Origin of the sequence: Mycobacterium sp. 1245111.1, assembly GCF_001673405.1 — a bacterium.
In the GTDB taxonomy this organism is placed as follows: domain Bacteria; phylum Actinomycetota; class Actinomycetes; order Mycobacteriales; family Mycobacteriaceae; genus Mycobacterium.
Genome location: NZ_LZLV01000153.1, coordinates 23,364 through 40,781, shown reverse-complemented (window position 1 = coordinate 40,781; position 17,418 = coordinate 23,364). Strand labels below are relative to the sequence as shown.

At 66.9% G+C, this 17,418-nt stretch carries 18 protein-coding genes; 3 read left to right on the top strand and 15 right to left on the bottom strand.

Going from position 1 to position 17,418, the window contains the following annotated elements; genetic code table 11:
- Window positions 1-55: 55 nt before the first annotated feature.
- Together A5658_RS25520 and A5658_RS25515 are read right to left on the bottom strand one after the other, a co-directional pair.
- Window positions 56-1,438 (bottom strand): glutamate decarboxylase, encoded by a 1,383-nt coding sequence (locus A5658_RS25520; protein WP_067342022.1) that lies wholly within the window; start codon window positions 1,436-1,438, stop codon window positions 56-58.
- 12 nt (window positions 1,439-1,450) lie between these two features.
- On the bottom strand, window positions 1,451-2,872 hold the full coding sequence (locus A5658_RS25515; protein WP_067342020.1) for a bifunctional ADP-dependent NAD(P)H-hydrate dehydratase/NAD(P)H-hydrate epimerase: 1,422 nt from the start codon (window positions 2,870-2,872) through the stop codon (window positions 1,451-1,453).
- A gap of 72 nt (window positions 2,873-2,944) precedes the next feature.
- Between A5658_RS25515 and A5658_RS25510 the strand changes: the two genes are divergently transcribed.
- The gene (locus tag A5658_RS25510) at window positions 2,945-3,871 is read left to right on the top strand and encodes a class I SAM-dependent methyltransferase (protein WP_067342244.1); all 927 of its coding nucleotides are present in this window, start codon (window positions 2,945-2,947) and stop codon (window positions 3,869-3,871) included.
- On the opposite strand, the gene A5658_RS25505 is transcribed toward A5658_RS25510, so the two are convergent.
- The gene (locus A5658_RS25505; protein WP_231997444.1) at window positions 3,843-4,475 is read right to left on the bottom strand and encodes a rhomboid-like protein; all 633 of its coding nucleotides are present in this window, start codon (window positions 4,473-4,475) and stop codon (window positions 3,843-3,845) included. The genes A5658_RS25510 and A5658_RS25505 overlap by 29 nt on opposite strands.
- Window positions 4,476-4,604: 129 nt before the next feature.
- On the opposite strand from A5658_RS25505, the gene A5658_RS25500 reads away from it, so the two are divergent.
- Entirely contained in the window at window positions 4,605-6,542 is a 1,938-nt protein-coding gene (locus A5658_RS25500; protein WP_067342018.1) for an NAD(P)/FAD-dependent oxidoreductase, read from the top strand.
- Here the strand turns inward: A5658_RS25500 and A5658_RS25495 are convergent.
- The 5 genes from A5658_RS25495 to A5658_RS27785 form a co-directional block, all read right to left on the bottom strand.
- Window positions 6,517-7,383 carry a DUF4436 domain-containing protein gene (locus tag A5658_RS25495; RefSeq protein ID WP_067342016.1) on the bottom strand — a complete coding sequence of 289 codons (867 nt, stop codon included), beginning with the start codon at window positions 7,381-7,383 and terminating at the stop codon, window positions 6,517-6,519. The genes A5658_RS25500 and A5658_RS25495 overlap by 26 nt on opposite strands.
- Window positions 7,380-8,255: a DUF4436 domain-containing protein gene (locus A5658_RS25490; protein WP_067342014.1), complete on the bottom strand. Its 876-nt coding sequence runs from the start codon at window positions 8,253-8,255 to the stop codon at window positions 7,380-7,382. Before A5658_RS25490 ends, A5658_RS25495 begins: the two co-directional genes overlap by 4 nt.
- A gap of 123 nt (window positions 8,256-8,378) precedes the next feature.
- Complete coding sequence (glmS, locus tag A5658_RS25485) at window positions 8,379-10,247, bottom strand: glutamine--fructose-6-phosphate transaminase (isomerizing) (RefSeq protein WP_067342012.1); 1,869 nt, start codon at window positions 10,245-10,247, stop codon at window positions 8,379-8,381.
- 158 nt (window positions 10,248-10,405) lie between these two features.
- Window positions 10,406-10,639: a hypothetical protein gene (locus tag A5658_RS27790; protein WP_231997453.1), complete on the bottom strand. Its 234-nt coding sequence runs from the start codon at window positions 10,637-10,639 to the stop codon at window positions 10,406-10,408.
- A gap of 262 nt (window positions 10,640-10,901) precedes the next feature.
- Complete coding sequence (locus tag A5658_RS27785) at window positions 10,902-11,282, bottom strand: hypothetical protein (protein ID WP_082993421.1); 381 nt, start codon at window positions 11,280-11,282, stop codon at window positions 10,902-10,904.
- A gap of 163 nt (window positions 11,283-11,445) precedes the next feature.
- On the opposite strand from A5658_RS27785, the gene A5658_RS25480 reads away from it, so the two are divergent.
- Window positions 11,446-12,288 carry a hypothetical protein gene (locus A5658_RS25480; RefSeq protein WP_067342242.1) on the top strand — a complete coding sequence of 281 codons (843 nt, stop codon included), beginning with the start codon at window positions 11,446-11,448 and terminating at the stop codon, window positions 12,286-12,288.
- 5 nt (window positions 12,289-12,293) lie between these two features.
- On the opposite strand, the gene A5658_RS25475 is transcribed toward A5658_RS25480, so the two are convergent.
- From A5658_RS25475 to A5658_RS25445, 7 genes are all read right to left on the bottom strand, one after another.
- Entirely contained in the window at window positions 12,294-13,610 is a 1,317-nt protein-coding gene (locus tag A5658_RS25475; protein ID WP_067342009.1) for a hypothetical protein, read from the bottom strand.
- Entirely contained in the window at window positions 13,611-13,913 is a 303-nt protein-coding gene (locus tag A5658_RS25470; protein WP_067342007.1) for a type VII secretion target, read from the bottom strand. It abuts the gene before it with no gap.
- Between the two features lie 41 nt (window positions 13,914-13,954).
- On the bottom strand, window positions 13,955-15,292 hold the full coding sequence (gene glmM / locus A5658_RS25465; protein WP_067342005.1) for a phosphoglucosamine mutase: 1,338 nt from the start codon (window positions 15,290-15,292) through the stop codon (window positions 13,955-13,957).
- Window positions 15,293-15,391: 99 nt separating this feature from the next.
- Window positions 15,392-15,883, bottom strand: coding sequence for a 30S ribosomal protein S9 (gene rpsI / locus A5658_RS25460; RefSeq protein ID WP_082993420.1), 492 nt, complete (start codon window positions 15,881-15,883; stop codon window positions 15,392-15,394).
- Window positions 15,883-16,326, bottom strand: a complete 444-nt coding sequence (rplM, locus tag A5658_RS25455; protein ID WP_067342002.1) for a 50S ribosomal protein L13 — start codon at window positions 16,324-16,326, stop codon at window positions 15,883-15,885. Before rplM ends, rpsI begins: the two co-directional genes overlap by 1 nt.
- A 406-nt stretch (window positions 16,327-16,732) precedes the next feature.
- Window positions 16,733-17,038, bottom strand: a complete 306-nt coding sequence (locus A5658_RS25450) for a WXG100 family type VII secretion target (RefSeq protein WP_067342000.1) — start codon at window positions 17,036-17,038, stop codon at window positions 16,733-16,735.
- 11 nt (window positions 17,039-17,049) lie between these two features.
- Window positions 17,050-17,397: a WXG100 family type VII secretion target gene (locus A5658_RS25445; protein WP_067341998.1), complete on the bottom strand. Its 348-nt coding sequence runs from the start codon at window positions 17,395-17,397 to the stop codon at window positions 17,050-17,052.
- Window positions 17,398-17,418: the final 21 nt, after the last annotated feature.

Below are 17,418 nucleotides of genomic sequence, written 5' to 3'. Positions count from 1 at the left end.
CGGTACCAGCGCTATTGCTCGGCCGATGAGCCGCGAGTTGCACTCTCGACGAATATCAGTGCGCGAAGTGCTCGGCCTGGTAGTGCCCGCCCGGCTTCAGCTTGTCCAGCGAGGCCAGCGCGCTGCGCGCATCGTCGTGCAACGCGCGGGCCAGGTCGGCCGAGAGCCCTTCCCGCACGACGACGCGCAGCACCGAGACGTTCGTGGCGTTGTCGGGCATGGTGTAGGCCGGCACCTGCCAGCCGTATCCGCGTAGCTCATGCGAGACGTCGAATTCGGTGTACCCGCAGTCCTTGGCGAGCCGGAAGCTCACCACCGGGATCGCCGAGCCGTCCGAGATCAGCTCGCAGTGGTCTCCCACCCGCAACTGCTCGCCCAGCCAGCGCGCCGTCTGCGACAGCGTCTGCATCACCTGCGTGTAGCCCTCGCGGCCCAGCCGCAGGAAGTTGTAGTACTGACCGACCACCTGATTGCCCGGCCGGGAGAAGTTCAGCGTGAACGTCGGCATGTCGCCACCCAGGTAGTTGACGTGGAACACCAGATCGTCGGGCAGATGCTCGGCGCTGCGCCACACCACAAAGCCCACCCCGGGATAGGTCAGGCCGTATTTGTGCCCGCTGACGTTGATCGACACCACGCGGGGCAACCGGAAGTCCCACTTCAGCTCGGGATGCAGGAACGGCACCACGAATCCGCCGCTAGCCGCGTCGACGTGGACGGGCACATCGACGCCGCCGCCGGCCGCCAATTTGTCCAGCGCGGCGCAGATTTCCGCGATCGGCTCGAGCTCCCCGGTGTAGGTGGTGCCGAGGATCGCCACCACGCCGATGGTGTCTTCGTCGACGGCATCGGTCACCTGCTCCGGCGTGATGACGTAGCGGCCCTCCTCCATCGGCAGGTAGCGCGGCTCGACATCGAAGTAGCGGCAGAATTTCTCCCAGACCACCTGGACGTTGGAGCCCATCACCAGGTTTGGCGTGCGGCCCTTCCAGTCTTTGCCGACCTTCTCGCGCCACCGCCATTTGAGCGCCAGCCCGCCGAGCATCACCGCTTCGCTGGACCCGATCGTCGACACCCCCGTCGCGCTGGACGGATCGTCGTCACGCAGACCGTCGGCGTGGAACAGGTCGGCGACCATACACACACAGCGCTGCTCGATGGCCGCGGTCGCGGGGTATTCATCCTTGTCGATCATGTTCTTGTCGAACGTTTCCGCCATCAGCCGGCCGGCCTGGGGATCCATCCAGGTGGTGACGAAGGTCGCCAGGTTCAGCCGCGAACTGCCGTCGAGCATCAGCTCGTCGTGGATGAACCGGTAGGCGGCGTCGGGGTCCATCGACTCCTCGGGGAGTCGCAGCGCGGGCACCGGCGCCGTGAACAGGCGGCCGGTGTAGGCAGGCGCGATGGAGTGGGCGGGCAAAGACGGGTGTTGTGGCATTGGCCTTCCTCTCTAAAGGCTCGCTAACGCGGTGCGGATGTGGGCGAGGATGCGCGACGCCGAGGTCGGGGCTGCGCCGGGTCCCGGGTCGGCGGCCGACAGCGCCGCGGCGTGGGCGTGCACGAACGCCGCCGCGGCCGCGGCTTCGGCGGCGGGCAGACCCGCGGCCAACAGCGCGCCGATCATCCCGGACAGCACGTCGCCGGATCCCGCTGTCGCCGCCCAGGACTGCCCGGCCGGGTTGAGGTAGACGGGGCCACCGGGGTCGGCGACGACGGTGACGTTGCCCTTCAACAACACCGTGGCGCCCATCGCGTCGGCGAGTTTGCGGGTCGCGCCGACGCGGTCGTCGCCCGGCGGTGAGCCGGCCAATCGGGCGAACTCGCCGGCATGCGGTGTCAGCACCGTCGGAGCGCGACGGGAGGCGAGCATGTCGGGGTGCGCCGCGAGGATGGTCAGCCCGTCGGCGTCGATCAGCACCGGCAGGTCCGTCTCGAGTGCGAACCATAGTGCGGCAGCACCGGTTTCGTCGGTGCCGAGCCCGGGCCCGACGACCCAGGCCTGCACGCGACCGGCCGCCGCCGGGGTCGGCGACGCGATCACCTCGGGCCAATGCGCCAGCACTTCGCTGTGTGCGCTGCCGGCATAGCGAACCATTCCGGACGTTGCTGCGACGGCCGCGCCGGTGCACAGGACCGCGGCACCCGGGTAGGTCGACGAGCCGGCCATCACCCCGGTGACGCCCTGGGTGTACTTGTCGTCGTGGGGTCCCGGGATCGGCCAGCGTGCCGCGACGTCGCCCGCTTCGAAGCCGAGGATGTCGGTGTCCGGCAGGTCGAGCCCGATGTCGACCAGCTGCACCCGCCCGCAGTCGGCCAGCGCGTGGACGGGCTTGAGCCCGCCGAACGTCACCGTCAGTGCGGCATCCACGGCCGGGCCGCCGATGGCGCCGGTCGCGACGTCGACGCCACTGGGGATGTCGACGGCCACCACCGGAATGCCGTGCGCGTGCACGGTTTTGAACACTTCGGCGGCATCCGGCCTCAGCGGTCCCGAGCCCGAGATGCCCACGACCCCGTCGATCACCAGATCGGTCCACGGGTCGACGCTTTCGACGACGTGACCGCCTGATTTGAGGAAGGCGGCCAGGCCCTTCTGGTGGGTGTGTTCCGGCTTGAGCAGGATCGCGTCGGCGGCCACCCCGCGGCGGCGCAAGTACGTCGCGGCCCACAACGCGTCGCCGCCGTTGTCCCCGGATCCGACGACCGCGCACACCCGTCGCCCCGCGAGTTGCCCGGTGCGGGTGGTCAACTCGGCGATGATCGCGGTCGCCAACCCGTAGGCGGCACGAGCCATCAGCGCGCCGTCGGGCAGGCTGGCCAACAGCGGTGCCTCGGCGTCACGGATCGCGTCAGCCGAGTAGTAGTGCCGCATTGTGCCCAGATTACGGGTCTCGCAACGCGCGTACAGTCGATTAAACAGGCTAAATATCGCAGAGGGGTGGACATGGCACGCACTGACAACGACACCTGGGATCTGGCTACCAGCGTAGGCGCGACGGCGACCGGCGTCGCGGTGGGCCGCGCGTTGGCGAACCGGGCGGAGAACCCGCTGATCAACGATCCTTTCGCCGAGCCGCTGGTGCGCGCGGTCGGGGTCGACTTCTTCACCCGGGTGGCCACCGGTGAGCTGGCCGCAAGCGACGTTGACGACGGCGGCGAGTTCGGGTTGGCGCGGATGGGCGACATGATGGCCGTGCGCACCCGCTTCTTCGACGACTTCTTTCTCGAGGCGGCCGACGCCGGAATTCGTCAGGCCGTGATCCTGGCGTCCGGGTTGGACGCGCGCGGCTATCGGCTCCCCTGGCCGGACGGGACCACCGTGTACGAGATCGACCAAGCCACGGTCGTCGAGTTCAAGGCGACAACGCTGAGCGAGCTCGGCGCCGACCCCACCGCCGATTTGCGGGCGGTGGCGATCGACCTGCGCGACGACTGGCCCACCGCGCTGCGCGGCGCCGGCCTGGACCCCACTCGGCCGACCGTCTGGAGCGCCGAAGGCTTGCTGCCATTCCTGCCGCCGGAGGCCCAGGATGCGTTGCTGGACAACATCACCCAGCTCAGCGCCGCAGGCAGCCGGTTGGCGACGGAGAACATGCCAAACGCCGGCCAGGCCGTGCCGGAGATGGCCGACCGGATGAGGAAGTCCACCGAGGCGTGGCGCAAGCACGGCTTCGACGTGGAAATGACCGACCTGTGGTACGGCGGCGATCGCAACGACGTGGTCGAATACCTGGGCAGCCACGGCTGGGATGTGTCGGCCCGTGGCGCTGCGGAACTCGTTGCGTCGCACGGGCTTTCCGTCGCGACTCCCAGCGACGACGAGGCCAAGAACTTCGCCGGATTCAGCTATGTGAGTGCGACCCGACAGTAGTAGCAGGCCGTCGTCGGACCATCGGGTAGAACATCAGCCCGATGAAGATCGCCGAGAAATGGCCAATCGCAGTGAAGTTGAACTGCGTGATCAGCAGGGCCAGGTAGAAGGCGATCAATACAGCGAGGTACCCCCAGCGCCACGGCGGGGCAACACGATAGGCGAGCACCGCGGCCACGCCGACCAGGAAATAGCTGACCCCGATGTCGGTGGCGCGGACCATTCGCTCCGGCGCGTCGTGGTACTGGATCGACAGGTACAGCCAGCCCTCGCTGACGTAGGTGGCGACGACGTGGCACGTCAATCCGACTGTCAGCCAACGCATTTGTCCCAGCCAGTGCTCGGCGGGTGCCAAAAACAACGTGAACAGCACCAGATACGGCGCCCAGTAGCGGCCCTCGACCCACAGCAGACTCTCGAACAGTGCGCCCAGCGGGTCGGTGGCCAAGTGGCGGATATTGGTCGAGTAGTGCACCAGAAACTCGCGCAGCTGGCGCTCCCCCATCCGACGCTGATAGATCGTCGTTCCCAGCAGCACGATCAGCCACACGTACGTCAGCGGCGCATTGCGAACGAATCGCCACACTCGGCTCACGCCGTCCACCTTGACACGACCGCCCTTGATCCGGTGCGACGCCGCGCGTATCGTTGAATTCCAATTACGAAACCCTGCGTATCGTAATTCCTGCTTCCGCCGCAGGCGCTCATCGATGATGCGAAAGGATCCCCCTTGGTGCGCAGCCGTTACGCGGGCCAACCTTTCACCACCTCCGACACCGACATTGCCGCCGCGCTCGAGCAAGTCAGCATTCCCACGCTGCTGCTGTCGCTGGTGCACCTCAGCGGCGACCCTCGTTTCGTGCGCGACTTCAAGCCCGCCGGAATTTTCCTCAACGAGGTCCAGGGCTTCATGTCCGAAGAGGACAAGGCCCGCGCCCGCGCCGAGGCGTTGCCGGTGATCGCCGATTATCGCGACCGCGGTTGTCCGGAGCCTGCCCCGCTGCCCCCGGAGCTCATCAAAGAAATGATGGACTGGGCGGTCTGCGAGACCGTGCCCGACGACTACCTGCCACTGCTCGCCGAGGAGATGGACCTGGACGGCGTCGATCCGCGCCGCCCGGAGCCGCTGGACTCCGACCGCGCCGCCCAGATTCCGGTGGTGGTCATCGGCTGCGGCGAATCGGGAATCCTGGCCGGGATTCGCTTGCAGCAGGCCAACATTCCGTTCACCATCCTGGAGAAGAACGCCGGGCCCGGTGGCACGTGGTGGGAGAACAGCTATCCGGGCGCACGTGTCGATGTCGCCAACCACTTCTACTGCTACAGCTTCGAACCCAGCAACGAGTGGTCTCACTTCTTCGCCGAGCAGCCCGAACTCCAGAGCTATTTCGACGGCGTGATGGACAAGTATCACCTGAACGACCACGTGCGCTGGCGCTGCGAGGTCATCTCGGTCGAATGGGATGACGAAGACGGCCTGTGGACGATCACCTCGCGCGAAGACGACGAGGGCCTGACCACGATCAAGGCGCGCGCGCTCATCACCGCCGTCGGCCAGCTCAACCGCCCGCACATGCCAAAGTTCCCCGGAGCGGAGACTTTTCGCGGGCGAGCGTTTCACTCCGCGGCATGGGATCACTCCGTCGACGTCACCGGCAAGCGCGTCGCGCTGATCGGCGCCGGCGCCAGCGGCTTCCAGATCGCGCCGGCCATCGCCGACCACGTCGAGCATCTCACCGTGTTTCAGCGCTCCGCGCAGTGGATGTTTCCCAACGCGATGTATCACGACGAGGTCGGCGACGGCGTGCGCTGGGCGATGGAGCACCTCCCCTATTACGGCCGCTGGTACCGATTCCTGGTGTTATGGCCCGGCTCGGACAAGGGACTCGACGCCGCGCGGGTCGATCCGGACTACGCCGACCAGGACAACGCCGTCAGCGAGATCAACGCCATCGCCCGAATCATGTTCACCGACTGGATCACCGGTCAGGTCGACGGCGACGAGGAGTTGCTCGCCAAGGTCCTCCCGGACTATCCGGCCACCGGCAAACGCACCCTGCAGGACAACGGCAGCTGGCTGCGCACGCTGCGGCGCGACAACGTCGACCTGGTCCGCACCCCGATCCAGCAGATCAGCGCCGACGGTGTCGTGACCGACGACGGCGAGACCCACGATGTCGATATCATCGTGTACGCCACCGGCTTTCGTCACACCGACGTGTTGTGGCCGATGACGATCACCGGCCGCGACGGGGTCGACCTGCATGAGGTCTGGGGCAGCAAGCCGTTCGCCTACCTGGGCATCACCGTTCCTCAGTTCCCCAACTTCTTCGTCATCTACGGGCCGGGCGCCCATCTCGCCCACGGCGGCAGCCTGATCTTCAACTCCGAACTACAGATGCGCTACATCAACAGCTGCCTAGCGAAACTGGCTGACCCCAAGGTGCATTCGATCGAGCCGACGGCCGAGGCGGCGGCGGACTGGCATCAGCGCACCCAGCACGAGATCAAGCAGATGGTGTGGGCGCACCCGAAAGTCAAGCACTCGTACTTCAAGAATGCCGACGGCGAGATTCACACGGTCAGCCCGTGGCGCCTCAACGAGTACTGGGCCGCCACCCGTGAGCCGGACTGGTCCGCGTTCGTCATCCGGACTTCTGCTCGACGGTGACCGGGGCATCCGGCGCTGCGGCGTCGGGCCTCAGATGTCGCCACCAGCAAGTGATGTAGATCAGCATGGACACCACCAAGGCGACGATCACCCACAGCACCACCGTCACGTCTACCCAGCCCCCGAAGGGTGGCGAGCCAGGCAGCGCATTGCGCAAGGGAACCACCGCAAAGAGCATCGCCGCGTACCACGTCGTCATCGGCGGCTGAAACTTTCGGCGGTTGCGCAGGGTCTGGATAGCAACGAACAGGCCCAGAAACGCAATCGCCACCAGCACGCCGCAGATGACGATGCCGAACGTCGCCGCGGAAAGCGAGCGGCGCATGGTCACGTGTTGGGACCCGGCCGCCTGCCCGTCGGTGGCGACAGCTTTCCAGCCGGGCAGGTGGTTGACGATGGTGACCGGCAGCGGTTCGGGTGTGCCGTTTTCGCCGCCGTGCAGCAACTGGACCTCGATCGGACCCGAACGGTACGTGTCAAAAGGCCACCGCTCGGTTTCCCCGGCGATGGTCAGCGGCACCGGAAAGACACCGGGGAGCATTCCTTTCGTCCAGGTGCGGCGGGTAGGCGTTGCCGCCGACCGGACCCATACGCTCATGTCCTCGGTGATGTGCTTCGTCTGCGGATCCAACAGTGAGGAGGCCGGCGAAATGGCGAGGTTGACGAGCAGGACGCTGTAATTCGACTGGATGTCCTCCACCGAGATGATGGCCGTCGTCTTATCGCCGGGGGCAGCGACTTCCGCCTGGTGGTGCACCGCGGCGCCGTGGGCATACAGCACGATCGACCCGATGTAGATCGCAACGACGGCCACCACGACGCTGATCACACCGAATTTCATAACTGCGTCACCGGCCCGCCCGATACGCCGACCGCGTCGTTCCTCAGATGCCGCCACCAGCAGACGATGTAGAGCAGCATGGCCGCGCCCAAAGCGACGATCACCCACAGCACTATCGACACGTCGATCCACGCGCCGAACGGCGGCGAGCCGGGAAGCGCGTTGCGCAGCGGAACCACCGCGAAGAGCATCGCCGCGTACCACGTCGTCATGGGCGGCTGGAATTTTCGCCGGTCGCGCAGCGTCTGGATGGCCACGAACATGCCCAGCGCGGCAACACTGACAAGCACGGAGCAGATGACGATGCCGAACAACGCAGTGCTGCGCGCTCGCTTGACGCTCATCCGGTACACCTGCTGCGCACCGGGTTTCGCCGCAGAGACTTTGAACCCCGACAGATGGTCGATAAATCTCACCGGTATGAGTTCCGGTGGCTTGCCAGTTTCGTTGCCGTGGAAGAGTTGTACTTCGATCGGCCCGGAATGGTACAGGTCGAACGGCCATCGCTCGACGTGGCCGGCAAGGGTCAGCGGTACGGGAAAGACCCCGGGCAGCACGCCTTTGGTGTACTGGCGGGCACTAGGTACGGCTGACGATCTGACTCTGATGACGAGGTCCTGGTTAAGCCGGTGCGTGACGGGGTCGAGCAGGTCAGCGCCGAGCGACACAGCCAGATTCGCCGATACCGCACCGTAATTCGACTGCATCTCTTCGACGGTCAGAGTCGCCTTACTGTGAGCGGGCGACTCTGGCTCGTCGGTCAGGTTGGCTGCGGCGACACCTTCGACGGTGTCGGCATAGAGCGCGTTCAACGAGACGTAGGCCACGGGGATCAGCACGACAAAACCGACGATGCCGACTCTCTTGAGCATAGGTCGCACGCGTTTGGCCCCCCATCTATGAACGCCCCCACCGGCATTCCGAGAATGCGCGCCTGTCAGGGCAATTTAGTTCACGGCTGCTAGCCCCGTGACCAAACGGGCGAAGCGCCTCGATTACTCGACGGTGACCGACTTGGCCAGGTTGCGCGGCTTGTCGACGTCGTAGCCGCGGGCCTGCGCCACCGAGGCGGCAAACACCTGCATCGGGATGGTCGAGAGCAGCGGCTGCAAAAGCGTTGACACCGACGGTATTTCGAACAAGTGGTCGGCGTAGGGACGAACGGTGTCGTCGCCCTCCTCGGCGATCACGATCGTGATCGCGCCGCGGGTCTGGATCTCGCGGATGTTGGACAGCAGCTTGCCGTGCAGCATCGCCGAGCTCTTCGGTGACGGCATCACCACGATCACCGGCAGGTCGTCTTCGATCAGCGCGATCGGGCCGTGTTTGAGCTCGCCGGCCGCGAAACCCTCGGCGTGCATGTACGCCAGCTCCTTGAGCTTCAGCGCGCCTTCCAGCGCCACCGGGTAGCCGACATGACGCCCGAGGAACAGGATCGTCGATGCCTGCGCGAATCGGTGAGCCAGCGCGGCAACGGGTTCGATGTCGGCGATGACGCGGGCCACCAGGTCCGGCATCGCTTCCAGGTCGCGGTATTCGCGCGCGACCTCGTCGGGGTACTTGGTGCCGCGCGCCTGCGCCAGTGCCAGCCCAACCAGATAGTTGGCGGCAATCTGCGCGAGGAACGTCTTGGTCGACGCGACGCCGATCTCGGGGCCGGCACGGGTGTAGAGCACCGCGTCGCATTCGCGGGGAATCTGCGAGCCGTTGGTGTTGCAGATCGCCAGCACCTTGGCCTTTTGCTCCTTGGCGTGCCGGACGGCTTCCAGGGTGTCGGCGGTCTCCCCCGACTGCGAGATCGCGATGACGAGCGTGCTGCGGTCCAGCACCGGGTCGCGGTAGCGGAACTCGCTGGCCAGCTCGACCTCGACGGGCAATCGCGTCCAATGCTCGATGGCGTACTTGGCCAGCAGCCCGGAGTGGTACGCGGTGCCGCAGGCGACGATGAACACCTTGTCGATCTCGCGCAGTTCCTGATCGCTGAGGCGCTGCTCGTCCAGGACGATACGGCCGTTGACGAAGTGCCCGAGCAGCGTGTCGGCGACCGCGGTGGGCTGCTCGGCGATCTCCTTGAGCATGAAGTACTCGTAGCCACCCTTTTCGGCGGCATCCACGTCCCAGTCGATGTGGAAGGCACGAGCACTCGTGGTCACGTCGTTGCCGTGGAAGTCGGTGATCCGGTAGCCGTCGGCGGTGATCGCGACGGCCTGGTCCTGGCCGAGCTCGACGGCGTCGCGGGTGTGGCCAATGAATGCGGCGACGTCGGAGCCGACGAACATCTCGCCCTTACCGATGCCGACCACCAACGGTGTCGAGCGCCGCGCCGCGACGATCGTGCCCGGCTCGTCGGCGCTGGTGAACACCAGCGTGAAGTGCCCCTCGAGGCGGCGCAGCACGGCCAGCACCGAAGCGGTGAAATCCCCGGCCGTGTCGCCGTGGTGATAGTTGCGCGCGACCAGGTGGACCGCCACTTCGGTGTCGGTGTCGCTGGCAAACTCGACGCCGGCGCTTTCCAGCTCGTGGCGCAGCGGCGCGTAGTTCTCGATGATGCCGTTGTGGACGACGGCGATCTTGCCGGCCGCGTCGCGGTGCGGGTGGGCGTTGCGGTCGGTGGGACGGCCGTGGGTCGCCCAGCGGGTGTGCCCCAGACCGGTGGTGCCGCGCAGCGAGTCGGGGTCGGTCTCGGCGAGCGCGCTCTCCAGGTTGGCCAACCGGCCGGCCCGGCGTCGGACGGTAAGGTCACCGTCCCCGTCGACCAGCGCGATTCCGGCCGAGTCGTAACCGCGATACTCCATCCGGCGCAGTGCGTCGACGACGACATCCAGGGCAGGCTGATGCCCGACGTAGCCGACGATTCCGCACATAGCCCGCCAGGATAGTGCAGGCGTCCCCTACGAGCGGCTGCACTCACCCGTCGAAGATGCGGCTTTATCGGGTAAAAGTGCGTTCTAGCTGGGGGTCTGCGTTTTCACCACAACCCGGGCCCGGAGCGGGCCGAAGCGACCGCTCCGGGTACGTCAGGTCAGTGGCCGCCGTGGCCACCGCCCCAGCCGCCGGGGCCGCCACCGCCCGGACCGTTGGGCACAAAGGGCCCGGGGCCGGGCCCGCCGTTGGGCATGCCGTTGGGCCCGATGGGGCCCGGGCCGGGGCCGCCGTTCGGCTGCCAGCCCGGACCGCCGCCGTGGCAGCTGTTCCAGTCCCAGTTGTTACCCCAGCCCGGGTCCCAGAACTGCCCGGGACACCAGTCACCCGGCATCGGTCCGGCTGGCCCGGGAATTGCTTCAGCAACGCTCGCCGCGCCCAGCCCCGCAAGGCCAATGCCTGTGCTGAGGGCAGTCGCAGCTGCTAATCGTCTGACACTTTTCATGGAGATGAAGTACCACTCGGTCCGGGTGCCTCAAACAATTCCAGCAGCGACCTTCGGCGCCCACGCAGGACCCTTAACGGCAGTGCAGCCGCCCCAACCGGGACGGCTGCACGCCGCTGACCTGCGAAAGGTCAGTTATCGGTTAACCGGCTCAGTGGCCGTTGTGGTCATTCCAACCGGGGCCGCCAGGGCCACCTGGGCCGTGGTTGTCCCAGCCGGGGCCCCCGGGGCCGCGGCCGTTATCCCACCCCGGACCGTGGTTGTCCCATCCGGGGCCGTCCCCATGCCAGGGGCCGTTTCCGTGCCAGTGACCCTGGTCGCGGGGCTCACCGTCGAAGAAGCCGTCGTCGTGGCAGCGGCCCCAGTCCCAGTTGTTGCCCCAACCCGGGTCCCACCACTGGCCGGGACACCAGTGGTAGTCCGGCATCGGGGCCATCGGCATGGCCTCAGCGACGCTCGCCGCACCGACGCCAGCAAGTCCAAGACCCGAGGCGATAGCGGTCGCAGCTGCGATTCGTTTGATGTTTGTCACCCCTTCTTGGTACCACCCGGTCTAATCCAGCTAAACCCTTAGCCCGCAAAATTTGTTATGAGTTGCTGTGAATACCGTTGGTATTGAATGAGATTCAATACCGGGAAGTGGTTGGCTCTGTGTGCGAGGTATCAATGCCCGCGACGTGCGCTACCGTCATCGGGTGGCAAAGACCAGCAAGCTGATCGGCCCTCTGAGCCGGCGCGGTCCACACAAGGTTTTGCGCGGCGATCTGGCCTTCGCGGGCCTGCCGGGCGTCGTGTACACGCCCGAGGCGGGTCTGCATCTGCCCGCTGTGGCGTTCGGCCACGACTGGCTGACCGGTGTGGCGCGGTATGCCGGCTTTCTGGAGCACCTGGCGTCCTGGGGCATCGTCGCGGCAGCCCCGGACACCGAGCGCGGGGTGGCGCCGTCGGTGCTCAACCTCGCCTTCGACATGGGTACCGCGCTGGACATCGCCACCGGCGTACGACTGGGCCCGGGCAAGATCAGCGTGCATCCGGACAAGCTCGGCGTGATCGGGCACGGCTTCGGCGCCTCGGCCGCGGTGTTCGCCGCCGCCGGCATGAAGGTCAAGCCGCAGGCGGTCGCCGCGCTGTTCCCGGCGGTCACCACCCCGTCGCCCACGGACCCGGCCTCGACGCTGCGGGTACCCGGCGTGGTGTTCAGCGCGCCGGGTTCGGGGAAGGCATTGCGCTCCAACGCCATTGAACTCTGGCAGGCCTGGGACGCCGCGACGTTGCGAATCGTCAGCAAGGCTCAGGCCAACGGGCTGGCCGAGGGTCGCCGGTTGACCACAGCGTTCGGGCTGGGCGGTCCGGATCGCAAGACGCAGAAGAGAGTTCGCGCACTGCTGACCGGCTACCTGCTCTACACGCTCGGCGGCGACAAGACCTATCGCGATTTCGCCGACCCCGACGTGCAATTACCCACGACACTCCCGCTCGGCGAAGAGGCCGCACCCCTGACGCCGGAAGAGAAGTTCGTCGCGCTGCTCAAGGGCTAGCCTCCTCACTGCCCGGCCTGCGGCAGTTGGTCTTCCGCGATCTCACACGGCGTCGACCCGTCGGCGGCAGGCTCTGCCGCCGGAGGTGGATCAGCGGGCGGCGCATCGGGCGGGGGCGGGTCGACGGGTTGCGCGGCCGGCTCGGCGACGGCATTGGCTGGTAGGGGCGGACATTCGACGGCAGGCGCTTCGGGGACGACGTTCTCGTCGAGGGCTACCGGTTCGAGTCCGGCGTCGTCTGGCTCGTCGACGTCGTCAAGGAGCGGGTCGTCGTCGTCCAGGTCCACGGGGTCGTCGCCGAGGCTCTCGTCCGAACCGCCTGCTAGTAAACCGAGCAGGCTGCCGATGCCGTCGACGATGCTCCCCACGATGCCGCCGAGTCCACCGGTCATGCCGCCAAGCCCGCCGAGACCCCCGGCCCCGCTTGATAACCCGGCCGCATCGCCGAGCGGACTCGTAGGCGCCGGTGGCAACGGATCGGGATCGTCTGCTGGAAGCTGCTGCGGCGCTTCGGGTGTCGGCTGCGGTGCGGCCGGCGCCGCCGCCGGAATGGTCGGCGACGGGCTTGCGGGCAATGACATCACCGGTGCCGCAGGAGGAGTCGGCCGTTCATCGGGTTGCCAGCGTGGGCCGAGGTCGTCCGGTATGTCGAACCGTACATCGCGTGTCGACGCCAGCGCGTGAATGGCGTCGTCGTAAGACGCTGCGACCGACGCATTGGCCGCACTCATGGCCGCCAGCCAGTCGTTGCGAATGTCGTTGTCCACGAACGGCATTACCTCGCGCTGGACCACCAGCTCGGCCGTCGACCGCTCACCCCCGCCAGTCGTGACCGCCCGCGCCGCGGCGAGCCAGGTCGATCGTTGCGCCGAATGGCGTTCGTCGATCGCGACGGTGGTGGCGACCTTGCCGTCGATGGCCTGCCACAGGTCGTCGCGAAGTGTGGCGCACTGCTCGGCGGCAGCGCGAACGTGTCCGGCCACCTCCTCCGCTAAGTCGCAATGGCGCTGGAGAAAGCGCGTGGCCGACTCGGCGCCAGACCCTCGCCACGCCGCCGCGAGCTCGGTGACCTGCGTCCGCTGCACCCACAGCGCCTCGTCGATCGCCGTCGCCGCGGCGCGAAGCTCGGCGACATCGGCGTCGAGCACCCGCAGGTCAAGGCCCACTTCGGTGCCGTACCAGTCCCCCACCTGCGACGCATGCGCGGTGAGCTCTGGCTGCTGATAACCGAGCGAGTGGCAAGCCTGCACGTAGGTCTGAATGCGTGCCGCCGCGGGCTCCCCTTCGGCGAGCCGGGCCGCCACGTCGTAGCGGTCGCTCATCTAGCCGATCCGCGCCGCGGCCAGTTGATCGGCGTCGGCGTAGCGGTCGATTCCGGCCCGCAGCGCGGCGGCGACTTCCATGCTGGCTCGTGCCCATTGCGCAAGCTCACCGCTGAGCCGGTGCAGCGCGAACCGCAGTGCGTCGCCCTGGCCGATGTAGGCGCGGCCCGAGGTTGCCCCGTCGAACGTCAACCGACTCACCTGGGTGCGTATCGCGCCGTCGATGAGATGTGCCGCGTCGTCAAATCGATTCGCGACGGCATGCACAGCTGCAGCGTCCACGAATGCGTCTCGTTGTGCCATAACAAATTCGACGCACCGAGCCGCACGAAGGTTCCAAACAGCTAGCGGGTGGCGCGCACCGTGTCGGCGACGTGGGCGGCGAGCCGGTGAGCGACGTGCTCATCGTCGGCCTCGACCATCACCCGGATCATCTGTTCGGTTCCGGAGGGCCGCAACAGGATTCGACCGGTGTCGCCGAGTTCGTCCTCGACCTGCTGCACCGCGGACTGGACCGAGGGCGCAGCCACAGCGGCGGCTTTGTCGGCGACGTCGACGTTGATCAGCACCTGCGGCAGCGTGTGCATCGCCGAGGCCAGCCCGGCGAGCGAGGCGCCGGTCTGCGCGATCCGCGACATCAGCCGCAGGCCGGTCAGTATCCCGTCGCCGGTGGTCGACAGCGTGGGCAGCACGATGTGACCGGACTGTTCACCGCCGAGACTGAAATTCCCAGATCGCAGCTCTTCCAACACATATCGGTCGCCGACACTGGTGGTGCGAACCTCGACCCCGGCCGCCCGCATCGCCAGGTGCAGGCCGAGGTTGCTCATCACGGTGGCCACCAGCGTATTGCCGGCCAGTTCGCCGGCCTCCTGCATCGCCAACGCGAGAATCACCATGATCGCGTCGCCGTCGACGACCTCACCGGCGGCGTCGATGGCCAGGCATCGGTCGGCGTCACCGTCGTGCGCCAGGCCCAGGTCGGCGCCGTGCTCCAGCACCGCGGCTCGTACCACGTCCAGATGTGTTGAGCCGCAACGGTCGTTGATGTTCAGGCCGTTGGGTTCGGCGTTGATCGCGATCACGTTCGCACCGGCCGCGCGGTAGGCCCGCGGCGCGGCGACCGACGCGGCGCCGTGCGCGCAGTCGACCACCACGGTCAACCCGTCGAGCGAAGCGGTGCTGGCCTTGCCGACCTGCCGCAGGTAACGGTCCAGCGCGTCGTCGGCGTCGACCACGCGGCCGAGGCCGGTGCCGACTGGCCGCAGACCCGGGCCGCCGGCGACCAGATCCTCGATCTGGTCTTCGGTCGCGTCGTCGAGTTTGTGTCCGCCCGGCCCGAAGATCTTGATCCCGTTGTCGGGCATCGGGTTGTGCGACGCGGAGATCATCACGCCGAAGTCGGCGTCATAGTCGTGGGTCAGGTAGGCCACCGCCGGGGTCGGCAGCACGCCGACGCGCAGCGCGTCGACGCCCTCGCTGGTAAGACCGGCGATCACCGCGGATTCGAGCATTTCGCCGCTGGCTCGGGGATCGCGACCGACCACCGCTACGCGGCGACGCCCGCTCTCCGCCCTGGTCAGACGCCGGGCTGCGGCGGCGCCGAGGGCCAATGCGAGCTCGGCGGTGAGCTCGCGATTGGCGACCCCTCGGACGCCGTCAGTGCCGAAAAGTCGACCCATGCGGTCAAACCTCTCACAGTTGGTGACCGCGCACACGCGTGACATGGGGAATGCCCGTAGTGCCACCCAACTGAAACGCGGCCGTGATTGCCGCCTGGATCAGCGCTTGCTGTACTGAGGCGCCTTACGGGCTTTCTTCAAGCCGTACTTCTTGCGCTCGGTGGCACGCGGGTCACGGGTGAGGAAGCCGGCCTTCTTCAGCGCGGGCCGGTCCTCGGGCTGGACCAGGATCAGCGCCCGGGCGATCGCCAGCCGCAGCGCGCCGGCCTGGCCGGACGGGCCGCCACCGTCGAGGTGGGCGTAGACGTCGAAGGAGTCCACCCGGTCGACGGTCACCAGCGGGGCCTTGATCAGCTGCTGGTGCACCTTGTTCGGGAAGTAGGCCTCCAGGCTGCGGCCGTCGAGGTCGAACTTGCCGGTGCCGGGCACCAGGCGGACCCGCACGACGGCTTCCTTGCGGCGGCCGACGGTCTGGATCGGGCGCTCGATGACGATGTGGTCCTCGCGCGGGGCCGGGGCGGCAGCTTCGACGACGGTCTCTTCGACCTGGTCGGCAACGACCTCGGTTTCGGTTCCTGCGGTCTCGGTCATTACTGGGCCACCTGCTTGATCTCGTACGGGGTCGGCTGCTGAGCAGCGTGGGGGTGCTGCGGACCGGCGTAAACGTGCAGCTTGCGCTTGATCTGACGGCCGAGCTTGTTCTTGGGGATCATGCCGACGATGGCCTTCTCGACGACGCGGTCGGGATGCTTTTGCAGCAGCTCACCGATCGTGCGGCTCTTGAGCCCGCCGGGGTAACCCGAGTGGCGGTAGGCCAGCTTCTTGTGTTCTTTGTCGCCGCTCAGAGCGACCTTTTCGGCGTTGACGATGATGACGAAGTCACCGCCGTCGACGTTGGGGGTGAATGTGGGCTTGTTCTTGCCGCGCAGCAGGTTGGCTGCCGCCACGGCAAGGCGACCGAGCACCACGTCCTGGGCGTCGATGACGTACCACGTCCGCGTGGTGTCACCCGCCTTAGGCACGTAAGTGGACACGCGCTTACCTATCCTTCTCTCGAGTGGATCCCGGTGACCCGGGTGCCGGTCAGACGCTTGCGGAGGGGATGTTCTCGGCGACCGACGTTGACCCGAGTCCCGGCGTTCCGCACGCCAACGGAGCAGCTTACCTGCGGTTATCCGGGCAGGTCAAAACGTGTCCTTCACCGGCGCCCGCAAACCTCAACGGGCTCACGAACCTCATCTGTCCCCGATCCGAGGTGGCACTCTTTTTTCGTTTTGTGACCACCGGCGATATCACCCGGCCCGGTGATATCGCATATGAGCACGATTTCAAAAAAGAGTGCCACCCGAGAGACGGTGCTGCTGTGACTCATGAGAAAAGAACTGCGCGGTTCCGTCGGTCTCTCCCACCGACGGAACCGCGCAGGGTCTCTGGACACACTCACCGCCCGTGCCGGTCCCACACCCCTGCCGCTCGGTGGTCGGCGGCCGCGACATCGTCGGCGCCATCGCGGACGGCGTTGCCGAGGTCCGTCAAGATTTCGTTGAGTGCATGGGCAGCCTGATGCCACTTGATCTGCTCCACGCCGTATGCCGTCGCCGCTTCGCGAGTCCACAGTTCCTGTAACGGAGCGACCTGCGCCTTGAGGTCCTGCAACGCCGAGTTGAACTGCGCCGACGCGGAGTGAATGTCTTGGCGAACAGAAGCTTCTATCTCGTCGAAGTTGTATGACAATCGCGAATCCATCGCCGCCGGCCTCACAGGTTTCCGGCGGCAGCACCGATGTGCAGCGCATGGTTCTCAGCGGCGTCCCGAAGCGAGGTTTCGTTGTAGCGAATGGTCTCCGCAATGCCGTGCAGCGCTTGATGGAGTTTCACCGACTCGGCGTTCCACCGGTGCACCACGTCTTTGAATCTCGACGCCGCCAGTCCGCCCCACACCGATTGCGGCACGCCAGTCATGCGCCCGATAAAGGCCTGCAGCGCCGCACGAATCTCCTCATTGCGGGTATCAATCGTCGCCGCGACCGACCTCATCAAGTCGAAATCGGTACTGAGTGCATTGCCACCTGTCGGTGCGCTCACGTGTCCTCTTTCCACGCTCATGACAAATAAGACTCGAACCGG

Coding starts and splice junctions, on each gene's coding strand:
- A5658_RS25475 (WP_067342009.1), bottom strand. CDS start 13,610: ATGAGCGACCGCTACGACGTGGCGGCCCGGCTCGCCGAAGGGGAGCCC.
- A5658_RS25510 (WP_067342244.1), top strand. CDS start 2,945: ATGGCACGCACTGACAACGACACCTGGGATCTGGCTACCAGCGTAGGC.
- rpsI (WP_082993420.1), bottom strand. CDS start 15,883: ATGACCGAGACCGCAGGAACCGAAACCGAGGTCGTTGCCGACCAGGTC.
- A5658_RS25470 (WP_067342007.1), bottom strand. CDS start 13,913: ATGGCACAACGAGACGCATTCGTGGACGCTGCAGCTGTGCATGCCGTC.
- glmS (WP_067342012.1), bottom strand. CDS start 10,247: ATGTGCGGAATCGTCGGCTACGTCGGGCATCAGCCTGCCCTGGATGTC.
- A5658_RS25520 (WP_067342022.1), bottom strand. CDS start 1,438: ATGCCACAACACCCGTCTTTGCCCGCCCACTCCATCGCGCCTGCCTAC.
- A5658_RS25445 (WP_067341998.1), bottom strand. CDS start 17,397: ATGAGCGTGGAAAGAGGACACGTGAGCGCACCGACAGGTGGCAATGCA.
- A5658_RS25495 (WP_067342016.1), bottom strand. CDS start 7,383: ATGAAATTCGGTGTGATCAGCGTCGTGGTGGCCGTCGTTGCGATCTAC.
- glmM (WP_067342005.1), bottom strand. CDS start 15,292: ATGGGTCGACTTTTCGGCACTGACGGCGTCCGAGGGGTCGCCAATCGC.
- A5658_RS25490 (WP_067342014.1), bottom strand. CDS start 8,255: ATGCTCAAGAGAGTCGGCATCGTCGGTTTTGTCGTGCTGATCCCCGTG.
- A5658_RS25515 (WP_067342020.1), bottom strand. CDS start 2,872: ATGCGGCACTACTACTCGGCTGACGCGATCCGTGACGCCGAGGCACCG.
- A5658_RS25450 (WP_067342000.1), bottom strand. CDS start 17,038: ATGGATTCGCGATTGTCATACAACTTCGACGAGATAGAAGCTTCTGTT.
- A5658_RS27790 (WP_231997453.1), bottom strand. CDS start 10,639: ATGCCGGGTGACTGGTGTCCCGGGCAGTTCTGGGACCCGGGCTGGGGT.